The 11,958-nt window shown below is 66.7% G+C and carries 9 protein-coding genes and 1 pseudogene; 2 read left to right on the top strand and 8 right to left on the bottom strand.

Features of this window, described 5'->3' with window-relative positions; translation table 11 throughout:
* A pseudogene (locus ACE3T2_RS01710) lies at positions 1–112 on the top strand (IS5/IS1182 family transposase); the annotation flags it as partial.
* Positions 113–247: 135 nt separating this feature from the next.
* Here the strand turns inward: ACE3T2_RS01710 and ACE3T2_RS01705 are convergent.
* Together ACE3T2_RS01705 and ACE3T2_RS01700 are read right to left on the bottom strand one after the other, a co-directional pair.
* Positions 248–739 (bottom strand): DUF6644 family protein, encoded by a 492-nt coding sequence (locus ACE3T2_RS01705; protein ID WP_374654031.1) that lies wholly within the window; start codon positions 737–739, stop codon positions 248–250.
* 61 nt (positions 740–800) lie between these two features.
* Complete coding sequence (locus ACE3T2_RS01700) at positions 801–1,307, bottom strand: DUF6644 family protein (protein WP_374654029.1); 507 nt, start codon at positions 1,305–1,307, stop codon at positions 801–803.
* Between the two features lie 404 nt (positions 1,308–1,711).
* Between ACE3T2_RS01700 and ACE3T2_RS01695 the strand changes: the two genes are divergently transcribed.
* A complete protein-coding gene (locus ACE3T2_RS01695) occupies positions 1,712–4,453 on the top strand; it encodes a TonB-dependent receptor plug domain-containing protein (RefSeq protein WP_374654027.1) in 2,742 nt (913 codons plus the stop codon).
* A gap of 569 nt (positions 4,454–5,022) precedes the next feature.
* Here ACE3T2_RS01695 and ACE3T2_RS01690 read toward each other — a convergent pair.
* From ACE3T2_RS01690 to ACE3T2_RS01665, 6 genes are all read right to left on the bottom strand, one after another.
* Positions 5,023–7,278 carry a TonB-dependent receptor gene (locus tag ACE3T2_RS01690; RefSeq protein ID WP_374654025.1) on the bottom strand — a complete coding sequence of 752 codons (2,256 nt, stop codon included), beginning with the start codon at positions 7,276–7,278 and terminating at the stop codon, positions 5,023–5,025.
* Positions 7,279–7,430: 152 nt separating this feature from the next.
* On the bottom strand, positions 7,431–8,138 hold the full coding sequence (locus ACE3T2_RS01685; protein ID WP_374654023.1) for a hypothetical protein: 708 nt from the start codon (positions 8,136–8,138) through the stop codon (positions 7,431–7,433).
* Entirely contained in the window at positions 8,135–8,836 is a 702-nt protein-coding gene (locus tag ACE3T2_RS01680) for a hypothetical protein (RefSeq protein WP_374654021.1), read from the bottom strand. The genes ACE3T2_RS01685 and ACE3T2_RS01680 overlap by 4 nt, the downstream gene beginning before the upstream one ends.
* Positions 8,837–8,842: 6 nt before the next feature.
* The gene (locus ACE3T2_RS01675) at positions 8,843–9,649 is read right to left on the bottom strand and encodes a hypothetical protein (RefSeq protein WP_374654019.1); all 807 of its coding nucleotides are present in this window, start codon (positions 9,647–9,649) and stop codon (positions 8,843–8,845) included.
* A gap of 20 nt (positions 9,650–9,669) precedes the next feature.
* Positions 9,670–10,413: a class II aldolase/adducin family protein gene (locus ACE3T2_RS01670; RefSeq protein ID WP_374654017.1), complete on the bottom strand. Its 744-nt coding sequence runs from the start codon at positions 10,411–10,413 to the stop codon at positions 9,670–9,672.
* Positions 10,414–10,433: 20 nt separating this feature from the next.
* Positions 10,434–11,756, bottom strand: coding sequence for an MFS transporter (locus ACE3T2_RS01665; RefSeq protein WP_374654015.1), 1,323 nt, complete (start codon positions 11,754–11,756; stop codon positions 10,434–10,436).
* Positions 11,757–11,958 lie beyond the last annotated feature (202 nt).

Here is an 11,958-nt window from a genome sequence, read left to right as displayed (position 1 = left end):
CATGTTCGGCCGGCTCAAGGACTGGCGTCGCGTCGCCACCCGCTACGATCGATGCCCGACCGTCTTCCTGTCCGCCATCGCCCTCGCCGCTACCGTGCTCTTCTGGCTATGAGTCCTGAGCCTAGAGACGTACTTATCTTTTTGACTCGGATCGTCTCTATAACTTGGAAAGAAAATAATACGCACGTTAACTTGTCAAGCACCGCTGCGCCGCCGCCAGCGCGCATTTCGCTGGACGAAGCGGATTTCAGCGCAGGGTGAACCCGATCCAACGGCCAAACACCACCACCAGGGCCCAGAAGGTCAGCGAGAGCGCTGCAGCCACCCGCGCCCGCGCCGGAGCCTGGGCGTGGTCCCATTGGCCGACATTTCTGTATTCGCCAAAGTGGAACAGCAGCATGTTCAGGCCGGCCAGCACAATCAGACCGATTTTCAACTGAAAAGGCAGGTTGATGTAGTAGCGGGTCGCCGACGAGATAAACAACAGCCCGCCCGACAACACGGCGAAGCCGAAGGCGACCCAGGTCCAGGGCAGGACCTTCTCCGACCAGGCGGTGATGGCGCTGCCTTTGAACTGATAGCCCAGCAGCCGCAGGTCGAGCATGGCGATCGCCCCGACGACGCTGACCAGGGCCAGCACGTGGACGGTCTCGATGGTCGGGAACAGCCATCCGGATTCGCGGATCGCGGTGGCCGCGGCCGTATCCTCGATCGCTTGGAAAATGTCGTGAAGCGCCATGCGCCTACTCCCCCAGGAAACGTGTGGTTGAGGCCGCCCGCGCGGGACGGCCGCGCAGGGCTCAGGCGCTGGCCGAGCCGGTGTCGAGATAGGCGATCCAGCGGCCAAGCACGATGACGCCGACCCAGGCCGAGAGAGACAGGGCCGCGGCCAGCTTCACCGCCGGCGTGCGCGCGGCGTTGTCGGCGTCGCTGGCGACCGCCTGGCCGACCGTGCGCTGGAAGTAGATCGTGGTCAGCACGCCGACGACCAGCAGAACCATCTTCCAGCGGAAGCCGGGGTTGATGAAGCAGCGGGTCGCCTCGCCGCAGAACAGCAGGGCTCCGGTCAGAACCAGCACGCCCAGCCCGACCCAAGTCCAGGGCAGCAGCTGTCGGCTAGAGGTGCTGACCGGGCCGAACTTGTCGCGCACGCCCAGGACCCGCAGATCGATCATGGCGATGGAGACGAACAGCACCCCGATCCCCAGGATGTGCGCGCTTTGCAGCATCGGGATCACCCAGAATTCGTCCTGGATGTAGAGCCCGAACGCCGTGTTCTGAAGCCAGTCGCAGAATTGATACAGCATCGAGTCCTCGCTCGGCCAAGCGTCAGCGCGACGCGGCCACGTCGTGAGAGAATGTTGGAAGAGCCCCGCGGCCGCCGCGACCGGAACTCGAGCCCCCGATCCCTCACGGCCAAAAACACTTAACGTGTTTATTAAAATGACGTCGCAGAGCTGTCAAGGTGACCAGCGGCCAGCCGCTTCGACCTGCGCCTACTAAGGCCTGCCGGTCGCCATCTGCGTGCGTGCCGGAGGGGAATCATCCGTTCGACGACCCTCGTTCCGGCGAGCGAAATCGCACCCAGCATGTCCGAGACGAAATTTTTCAGCCGACTAGGCTTTTTGCTCGGAGGGTGGCGACAAGTCCGCCGCCGCCCGCAAGAACAAGGGGGGAAATCCTTATGATATCGGCGAACCCGAGATCCGCCGTGCGTTGGTTGTCAGGCGCGAGCCTGGCGGTCATGGCCCTTGGCCTGGCGGCCGAAGCCAACGCCCAGGCCGCGCCGGCCGCGGCCGGCGCCATCGAAGAAGTGGTGGTCACCGGCACCCGGCGTACAGACCGCACCGTGGCCGACTCGGCCGTGCCCATCGACGTCGTGTCGTCCGAGACCTTCCGTACGGTCCCGGCGACCGACATGAACAACATTCTCAAGAACGTCATCCCGTCGTTCAACGTCCAGCGCCTCGGCATCGCCGACGGCTCGACCTACGTGCGACCGCCGACCATGCGCGGCCTGCCGCCGGACCAGATTCTGGTTCTGGTGAACGGCAAGCGCTTCCACCGCGCCGCTCTGGTCCAGCTGGCCGGCACCCAAGTCGGGCCGATGGCCCAGGGCGCCCAGGGCGTCGACCTGGCGGTGATTCCGTCGTCGGCGGTCGGCCGCCTCGAAGTGCTCCGCGACGGCGCCTCGGCGCAGTACGGCTCGGACGCCATCGCCGGCGTCATGAACTTCATCCTGAACCGCAACAGCTCCGGCGTGCGGATGACCGCCCGCTACGGCCAGTTCCTCGAAGGCGACGGCCAGGACACCCAGCTCACCGCCAATATCGGCCTGCCGCTGGGTTCGCAGGGCTTCTTCAACCTGTCGGCCGAGTACCTGAACTCGGAAGAGACCAACCGTGGCATTCAGTCGCCGGTGGCGCTGGCGATCTTCAAGATCCGCCCGGACCTGAAGGGCGTCATCCCCAACCCCGACCGCGTCAGCGGCAACCCGACCGAGAAGAGCTACAAGCTGTTCTTCAACGCCGGTATCGACCTGGACAACGGCGGCGAGGTCTACGCCTTCGGCGACTACGTCGAGAGCACCAAGTCCTCGACCTTCAACTGGCGCGTGCCGATCGGCGCGCCGAACCCGGATTTCATTCCGGGCACCAACTGCGGCACGACCGGCTCCCCGGCGACCTGCTCGGAGGCGGCCTACACCAACTCGGCGTTCCGCACCGCCAGCTTCGGCGCGGCGGGCCTGTTCGCGCCGATCTACCTCGACAAGACCGGGACCTTCGATTCGAAGGGCAACCCGATCTGGGACGCCAACGGCCGCACCTTCAGCTTCCTGTCGCGCTTCCCGGGCGGCTTCGCTCCGCGCTTCGGCGGCAAGATCACCGACGCCTCGATCGGCGGCGGTTACAAGGGTGAGGTTTCGGGCGTCCGCTACGACCTGTTCGCCGGCTACGGCATGAACCGGATCGAGTACACGCTGAAGAACACGGTCAACGCTTCGCTCGGCCCCGACTCGCCCAGCTCGTTCAAGATCGGCACCCTCGAGCAGCGCGAGCTGAACGTGAACGCCGACTTCCTTTACGACTGGAAGATCGACGCGCTCGAGCAGCCGATCACCCTGTCGGCGGGCGCCGAGTACCGCAAGGAACGCTACCTGATCGGCCTGGGCGACTACGCGTCCTATGCGGTCGGCCAGTACGGCGCCCAGGTGCTGAACAACGGCAAGACGGTCACCCAGGCGCCTGGCGCCTCGGGCTTCGGCGGCTTCAGCCCTGCCGTGGTCACCGACCGCGATCAGTCCAGCGCCTCGGTCTACTTCGGCGCGGAAGGCGACCTGACCGACGCGATCCAGTTCGGCGCCATGCTGCGCTACGAGAACTACGACAGCTTCGGCTCGACGACGACCGGCAAGATCACCGGCCGCTACGAGTTCAACGACAGCTTCGCGGTCCGTGGCACGGTTTCGACCGGCTTCCGCGCGGCCACGCCGGGCCAGCAGGGCACCTACGCCCTGTCGACCACCTTCTCCGACCCGGCCAACCCGCTGACCCCGGTCATCACCGGCACCTACGCGGTCGACTCGGTGAATGCGAAGTACTTCGGGGCCAAGGATCTGAAGCCGGAAAAGGCGGTCAACTTCTCGGGCGGTTTCGTGTGGCAGCCTCTGCCGCGCACGACCATCACCATGGACTACTACAACATCAAGGTGCGTGACCGGATCACCCTGGCGCCGACCTTCCGCGTCAGCGGCACGGCGATCACGGGTGACACCAGCATCCTCAACGGCTGCGCGGCGACCAACGACAAGCAGGCCCTGGCCTGCCTCGGCGATCCCAACGCCCAGTTCCTGTTCGGGGTGAACTACTTCGCCAACCTGTTCGCGACCCGCACCGAGGGCGTCGACCTCGTGGCGACGAACACCTACCCCTCGGAAAGCTTCGGCCAGTTCACCACCACCCTGGCGGCGAACTGGAACCAGACCAAGGTCACCAAGCGCAACAAGTACGACTACAACGGCGCCGCGGCGATCGCGATCGAGGAGACCAACCCGAAGTTCAAGTTCAACATCACTGAGAACTGGCAGATCGGGAAGTTCTCCACCACAGCCCGCCTCTCCTGGTACGGCAAGTGGAAGCAGGTTCCGCTGAGCGGCACCACGCCGATCAATTCCTCGACCACGGTGCCGTCGAACCCGGGCGCGCTGATCTACAACCCGATCATCGAGTACGGTTCGGAATACACCCTGGACCTGGACGTCACCTACCGCATCAACGACCACCTGCAGTTCTCGGTCGGTGCGGAGAACATCCTGGACCGCTACCCGGAAAAGAGCCGCGAGAACGTGTTCCCGGCGACCGGCACCGGCCAGTTCGGCAGCTACTATCCGGGCGGCACCACCATCTCCACCAACGGCGCCTTCTGGTACACCAAGCTGACGGCGGAGTTCTAAGCGTTCCCGGCTCCGGGCCCCGGCTCGGAGCCGCACCTGGACGCGGCGGCGGGCGATCCCTCTCACCCCTTCGAAACCCGCCACGTCCAAGACTTGAAGCGGGGGGCCGCCCGGCCCGCCCCGGTGGTGATGCGCGCGCGCGGGGGGGCGGGCCCACCCCCACCCCCCTGACACCCCCCCCAGTCCCATGACTGCCGGGGGGGGCCCCCGGGCCCCCCCGCTTTTCTTATGCGCGCTCTCCTGGTGTCTGCGCCTCCTCCTCCGCCCGCCTAGCCTTGGGACGGTGGCGCCAGATGCCGGGCGCAGCCCTGGGCGCGCCGAGCGCCCAGGCCCCCACCGCCACGCACCAGGCCTTGCCCCCTCTCCCCTCGACCGTCATCGACGGAGGCAGACGCTCTCACGGGCGCCCGCGGCCGGCGCTCCGGTCCGCCCTGCGCTGCCGCGGATCCTCGCCGACTGTCACCGTCGCGCAAACGAAAGCGCCCGCCGGTGGGGCCGGCGGGCGCGAAACTCGAAAAAGAACCGGCGGGCTCCGCAGGAAATGGAGCCCGCCGGGTGGGGAGGAAGTCCTAGTACTTCATGCCCAGCGAGATCCCGACCGTGCGGGGTTGGCTGGTGTAGATCAGGTACGGGGTGGTGGCGTCGTTGGCGACGTTCACCTGGGCCGCTTCGTCGAAGATGTTGCGGACGTAGAGCTTGGCTTCCCAGGTGTCGCCGCTGGCGATGCTCGCGGCCGCATTGACCAGCGTGTATTCCTTACCCGGGCGGTTGTCGGCGACGCGGTAGTGCGTGATCGGCACCTCGCCCACGTGCTGGACGTCGGCGCGGACCATCGCGGTCCAGCCGTTGGCCAGATCCCAGGTGTAGCTGCCCGAGGTCGAGAACGAGAAGCTGGGCGTATTGCGCAGCTGCGTGCCGGCGGGCGGATCGCCCTCACCGTTCAGCAGTTGCTTGTCCAGCTCGGCCTTGAACGCGGTCGCGGCCAGGGTCAGGTCCAGGCCCGGCATCGGGCGCGCCGTAACGTCCAGCTCGACGCCGGTCGAATGCGCACACTTGCCTTCGCAGTTCAGCACGCCCTCGAAGGTGCCGTTGAAGAACGACCCCGAGTACTGCATGTCGTACCAGTTGATCTTGTAGGCCGACAGGTTGGCCTGCAGACGACGGTCGAACCACTCGCTCTTCACACCCGCTTCGTAGTTCAGGGTGTGGTCGGCGCCGTAGGACTCCGGCAGTTGCGGCACGACGCGGACGATGGTGCCGCCCGCACGATAGCCTTCCGACACCGAGGCGTAGAACGTCAGGTCTTCAGTGTGCTTGTAGGTCACCTGACCCTTGTAGATGGCCTTGCTCTCTTCGCTGTTCACGTTGTCCTGGGCGCCCGGGGTGCCGAGGACGCGCATGAACGGAATGACGCTGGTCGAGATGTCGTGGCGTTCGTTCTTGAACACCCGCAGGCCGGCCAGGACCGAGAGCTTGTCGTTGAAGGTGTAGGTCGCCTCACCGAACGCGGCGATCTGCTTCAGCTCGAAGTCGGCGGTGCGGTTGTACCACAGCGGGATCGTGTCGATCGGCCGGCCGGCGTTGTCGATCTGACGGAACCGGTTGTCGATGTGGATCTTGCGGTTTTGGTACATGACGCCGGCGACGCCGTTCAGCGGGCCGTCGAACTTGGTCGCGACGCGGGCCTCGGTGGTCCACATCTCGGTTTCCTGCGCCGACTCGAACACGCCCTGCGGCATGCGCGGCACGGGCGGGAAGTTGCCCTGCGAGACCAGGTAGCCGAAGTAGTCGTTCAGCTCGCTGGCGTTCGAGATGTCGTCGTTCTTACGCTTGAAGTAGGCTTGGCTGATGGTCAGGTTGGCGGCGTCGAACTCATGTTCCAGCGTCAGGCCGGCCATGACCGTGTGGTCGGTGCGCGGCTGCAGCGCCTTGGAGTCGTTCTTCCACTTGCCGGCCGCCGGATAGAGGGTCGCGCCGATGATCTCGTCGTACGGACGGTGAGCGCCCTTGTCGGCGGCGTCGATGTCCTGGACGAACAGCTGACCCAGCAGGGTCGTGCGGTCGCCGAGCCAGGCCTTGGCGCTCAAGCGGAAGCCTTGGCTGTCGACGGTGTTGATGTCTTCACGGCCCAGGCGGGTGTTGTCGATGAAGCCGCCGTCGTGCGTCTTGTAGGCGACCAGGCGGACCGCCAGCTTGTCCTCGATGATCGGCAGGTTGACCATCGACTTCAGGGCGTAGTTGGTCGAGCCGTGCGCAGTGGCCGAGCCGTCGACGACCAGTTGGCCGTGCACCGCGTCGGCTTCCGGCTCGTTGGTGATGATGCGCACCACGCCGGCCAGGGCCGACGAGCCGTACAGCGTCGATTGGGGGCCGCGCAGCACTTCCACGCGCTCGGCGTCGAAGATGTAGAGGTCGGTCTGACGGCCGGCCGAGGCGGCCGCGCTTTCACCCGAGCCGTTGGTCGGCAGGTTGTCGTAGTAGAGGCCGACGGTGGACTCGCCCGCGCCGATCAGGCCGCGGATCATGAAAGTCTTCTGGCCGGGGCCCTGGTCGACGACGTTCAGGCCGGCGACGTTGCGGGTGATGTCGATGAATTCCTTGATGTCGCGCTGGGCGAGCGCCTGCTCGCTGAGCACGCCGATGCTGGTGCCGACGTCCTGGACCGATTCAGCGCCGCGCTTGTTGGCGGTGATGACCAGTTCCTCGACCTGATAGGCGTCGCCGCCTTCGGCCGCCAGGACCGGCGTGGCGGCCAGGGCCGCGGCGATCGAGATCGCGGCGATGCTCGCGCTCGACTTAAGATTGTTTCCGATCGACTTCGTCATTGCTTGTTATCCCCCTTCATTGGCGAAGGCGTCGCGTGCGGGTTTTCCCCTGTTGGCGACTCTTCGCGTGGCTATCGGGCGCCCCTGTAGCACCGGCGGACCTGCCTGTGCCCAAGCGCCATTTCCTTTTTCACGCTGCGGAATTTCCGGGCCTAGCGCACGCTATGCACGGTGGCGGCGCCGTCCTCGGACACCCATCGCGGGTTATCCTTTCCATGTTCAACACATATGTAATCACTAATCAAAACGTCGCCCAGTCGTTCGTAAACCCTGCGCTGGGTCCACGGCTTGGCCAACATCTCTTCGTCAACCAAAGTAATTTCATCGAACAACACTCTCCCGTTTTCGGAGAGCCAGATACGCTCGACTGCGCGCAGGTCCGGGCCGTGGGGCGCGCCCTCATGGTCCAGCCAGGTGTCCTTGAAGCCGCGCGTCTCCACGACCAGCGTCTGCCCGTCCCAACGGCCGAGCGAATGGCCGTTATATGCGGGGTCTGCGTCGGCTTCCGGCGCTCGGCCGTCCGTGAAGACCCGGCGCACGCGGATTCCCGCCTGGAAAATCATTGTCACCTGCCCGGGCGTCTGGACGATCTGGATGGGGAATCTCGTCGCCATGTTCCGCGGGAAACCCATCGGCAGGCACTGCGTCGTCGGGTCGGCGGTCTTTGGGCTCGCAGCCAGGGCGGCGCGGTTCGCCTCGTAGGCGGCCTTCCCGGCCGGGGTGAACTCGGGCGGCGGCGAGGCCTCCGGGCGCATCATCCACACCCCGGCGATCTGCGCCTCGGCCAGCGCTTGCGAGGCGCCCACGAGCGCAGCCAGGGCGCATCCTAGCGCGGCAAGATGTCTCGGCAGGTCGCTCATTTCGACGTCGTCTCGCCCTGAGCGTTAGGCTTGTTGCGGTTATTCTCCTCGCAGGAATATTCCATCATGCGGATGGTCGGGTCCTTCCGCAGGTTGAACCGCAGCGTCCACGGACGCGTGAAGGCGACGGGATCATCGATCGTCACCTCGTCGACGAGGTCGCCGTTGGCGGCGACACTGATCCTCTCGGTCGTCCGCATCTGCGCGCTGTGCGGCACGCCAGTCGGGTCGAGGATGGTCCAATCGACGAAACGCTCCGAGCGGATGACGAAGACCTCGCCCTCCCACTGGCCGACCGCCACTCCGGAATAGAGCGGCGGCAGCGTCTCCAGACCCTTTCGCCCGGGCCGATAGACGCGCCGCACCCGGTCGCCGCCCTCCCAGAGCCAGAGCATCTGGTCGGGCGTCTCCAGGATTTCGGTCGGATAGGGAACGTTCAGCACGCGCGGGAAGCCGCCGCCGGCGCAGCCGGCGGTGGGGTCGCCGATCGGCCGCCCCACGCGCCGCGATTCCAGCCGCGCAGCGTAGGTCCGCGCATACTCATCCCGTAGGGGCGGGGGCTCGCTGAAGGCGGTCGCGCCGTGGCCCGGCGTCGACCAGTAGCGGCCGGCCAGGCTCGGCCGCTCGGCCGCCCACGCCTCAGCGCTTCCCGCCAGCAGCAGGACCGCGCCGAACGACAGCATCGCCCTCGCCCCCACCTTGACCTACTTCGGCAGGATGGTGGTGGTCTGGCCCTTTTCGTTGACCGGGTTCCGGTTGTTTTCCAGGCAGATGTATTCCTTCAGGCCCGGATGGTCCTTCTGCAGCTTGTAGACCTTGGTCACGGTCCAATCGATCGTGAAGGCCTTGCGGTCATAGATCGTCACGTCGGCGTGCAGGGTCACCGGATCGACGAAGCGGATGCGCTCGACCACGCGGGTGATGTCGCTGTGCGGGATGCCGCTGGCGTCCAGGACGGTGTCGGCGCGCAGGCCCACGGTCTCGATCACCAGAGTGTCGCCTTCCCAGTGGCCGATCGAATGGCCGTTGTACGAGGGCTCCAGATCGGCCGGATGGCCGCGGCCGTCCATGTAGATGCGGCGGGTCTGCTCGTTCCACTCCGAGGTGAAGTTGATCTGCTTGGGCGTCTGCAGGATCTCGAAGCCGAACGGCATGTTCATGAACCGCGGCATGCCTTGCGGCAGGCAGTTGGCGGTCGGGTCGCCGGTCGGCAGGCCCGCGTCGGCCGCGGCCACGTGGTCGGCGTAGATCTTGGCGTATTCCGGCGTCAGCGGCGGATGCTGCTTGCCGCCGCGCGGGTTGTTCGGCGTGTAGCTGAAGCCGGTCGTCGCATAGTAGATCCCGTTCATGTCCGGGACGCCGGCCGGCACGGCGCCCGGCGCGGCCGAGACCGGGGCGCCGGCCACCGGCGGGGCGGGCTGGGCGACCGACCAGGTCGGGGCGATCGCCGCCAGGGCCACGGCCATCGCCGCCGTCGCGCCCAGCTTCTTGCCGATGCGGTTGTTGCTCATCCTCGGTGCTCCCGTCGTCATTAGGTCTTGTAGGAAGGGTCGATCCGCTCGATCTCGCGGGTCAGGGCGTCGAACACGTCGCGGCCTGCGCCATATTGCGGATCGAGGGTCATGGAGTCGCGAGCGCTGGCTTCCAGCGCTGCGGGGGTTATCGGGTTGGCGCGGCCCATCGACAGGGTCGCGACCTGGATCTCACAGGCCCGGTTGAGCAGCCACAGCACCGCGAAGGCCTGCGGAACGCTGCGGCCCCAGGCCAACAGGCCGTGGTTGCGCAGAATGACCGCGGGCTTGTCGCCGATATTGGCCACCAGCCGCGCGCCTTCGTCGGCATGGATCGTGATGCCCTCGAAGGGATGGTAGGCGACCTTCCCGTGCAGCTGCGCGGAGTAGAAGTTGGTCGGCGAAAGCCCCTCTTCGAGGCTCGCCACCGCCAGGCCCGCCGTGGTGTGCGTGTGCATCACGCAGTGGGCGTCCGGCAAGGCCGCGTGGATCGCCGCGTGGACCGTGAAGCCGGCGAGGTTCACCGGCCAGTCGGACTGGCCGACGATCCGGCCTTGGAGGTCGATCTTGACCAGGTTCGAGGCGGTGACCTCGCCGTAGGTCAGGCCGAACGGGTTGATGAGGAAGTGCGTCTCCGGCCCGGGCAACCGCAGGCTGATGTGGTTGTAGATCAGCTCGCTCCAGCCGAGCCGGTCGAAGATGCGGTAGCAGGCCGCCAGCTCCGTCCGGGCGGCCCACTCCTCCTTGCTGAAATTCCCCCCCACGGCCGTCCGTCCTTCGTCGGTCAGTCGCCGTCGCGCACGCGGATCTGACCGTCGTAGCGCTTGAGGAACAGGCTGCCGCCCAGGCCGATCAGGGCCGCAACGGTCATGAAGTAGCCCGGGCCGGCCGGCGAGCCGGTGGCCGAGATCAACCAGGTCGCCGCCAGCGGCGCAGCGCCGCTGAAGATGGTGACGCCGAGGTTCATCGAGACCGCCACGCCGCTGAAGCGGATGCGGGTGGGATAGAGGTCGGCCAGGATCGCCGCGAAGGTTCCCAGGAACAGCGAGCCGACGATGCCTGCGATCACCACCAGCGGGATCAGGCCGACCGTCCGCTCCGCGGCGGCGTGGTAGAACGGCGCGGCCAGCAGGGCGACCAAGGCCGAACCGGCCATCAGCAGGTAACGGCGCGGGATCTTGTCGCCCAGCCAGGCCCAGAACAGGTTCCCGACCGAGATCACCGCCAGACAGACGTTCTGGGCGGTCATCGCCTCGACGCTGTCGTACTTCAGCACAGTGGTGAGATAGGCCGGCAGGTGGGCGAAGAGCAGGCCGTTGAAGCCGGCCATCGAGGCGACGATGGCGATGCCCACGAAGATCGGACCCGGATGCGAGCGCACCAGTTCGCCCAGCGGTTGCTTGGCCGCGGTGTGGCGCATGGCCTCGAATTCCGGCGATTCTTCCAGCGACAGGCGCAGCCAGAAGCTGATCAGGCCAAGGGCGCCGCCGATCAGGAAGGCGATGCGCCAGCCCCACGCGCCGACTTCCTCGGGCGTCATCGTCTCGTGGACGATCAGGCTGAACAGCGCGGCGAGCATGACGCCCGAATTCACGCAGACGAAGATGACGCCGCAAGCCAGGCCCGCCCGCTTCGGCGCGGTCTCGACGACATAGGTGATCGCGCCCGGCAGCTCGCCGCCGAGGCAGAAGCCCTGGGTGAGGCGCAGCAGGATCATCAGCATGGTCGCCGCGATGCCCCAGGTCGCCGCCGTCGGCAGCAGGCCCATGCCGAAGGTCGATGCCGACATCAGCAGGATCGAGGCGATGAACACCCGCCGGCGGCCGTATTTGTCGCCGAAGTGGGCCAGAACGATGCCGCCCAGCGGACGGGCGATGTAGCCGACCGCGAACACCGCGAACGACAGCATCAGCGAGACCAGCGGGTCGTTGCTCGGGAAGAAGGCGGTGGCGATGTACTTGGCGAAGATGCCGTAGACGACGAAGTCGTAGTACTCCAGCGCCCCGCCCAGGCTGGCCAGGATGATGACCCGCCATTCACGCCAGGACAGGCGTCCCTGCTCCGCCGCTCCGACCGCCGTCGCCGACGCCGCCCCCTCGCTGGCCATCGCCGCTCTCCTCGTCACATGTCCAGGCGGCCGAGCCGCCGGACTCGCCGGCGGCTCGGCCGCGTAAATTGCATTTCGACGGGAAAGAGCGCGCCGCACGCTGCGGCCGGCGCCCCGTCATCCCCAGGCGGGGTCCCGACGTCTCATCCCTCGTCGCGGCGGGCTCGCCATCCGTCGACAGGCAAGACTCTACACATGTGAA

It is taken from the genome of Phenylobacterium sp., assembly GCF_041919955.1.
Taxonomy (GTDB): Bacteria; Pseudomonadota; Alphaproteobacteria; order Caulobacterales; family Caulobacteraceae; genus Phenylobacterium.
Note: the sequence above shows the minus strand (reverse complement) of the source record. Positions and strands in the feature narration are given on the sequence as shown.

Excerpts from the sequence above, each read along its gene's own strand:
- ACE3T2_RS01705 (WP_374654031.1), bottom strand. The coding sequence starts at position 739 with ATGGCGCTTCACGACATTTTCCAAGCGATCGAGGATACGGCCGCGGCC.
- ACE3T2_RS01700 (WP_374654029.1), bottom strand. The coding sequence starts at position 1,307 with ATGCTGTATCAATTCTGCGACTGGCTTCAGAACACGGCGTTCGGGCTC.
- ACE3T2_RS01690 (WP_374654025.1), bottom strand. The coding sequence starts at position 7,278 with ATGACGAAGTCGATCGGAAACAATCTTAAGTCGAGCGCGAGCATCGCC.
- ACE3T2_RS01685 (WP_374654023.1), bottom strand. The coding sequence starts at position 8,138 with ATGAGCGACCTGCCGAGACATCTTGCCGCGCTAGGATGCGCCCTGGCT.
- ACE3T2_RS01675 (WP_374654019.1), bottom strand. The coding sequence starts at position 9,649 with ATGAGCAACAACCGCATCGGCAAGAAGCTGGGCGCGACGGCGGCGATG.
- ACE3T2_RS01665 (WP_374654015.1), bottom strand. The coding sequence starts at position 11,756 with ATGGCCAGCGAGGGGGCGGCGTCGGCGACGGCGGTCGGAGCGGCGGAG.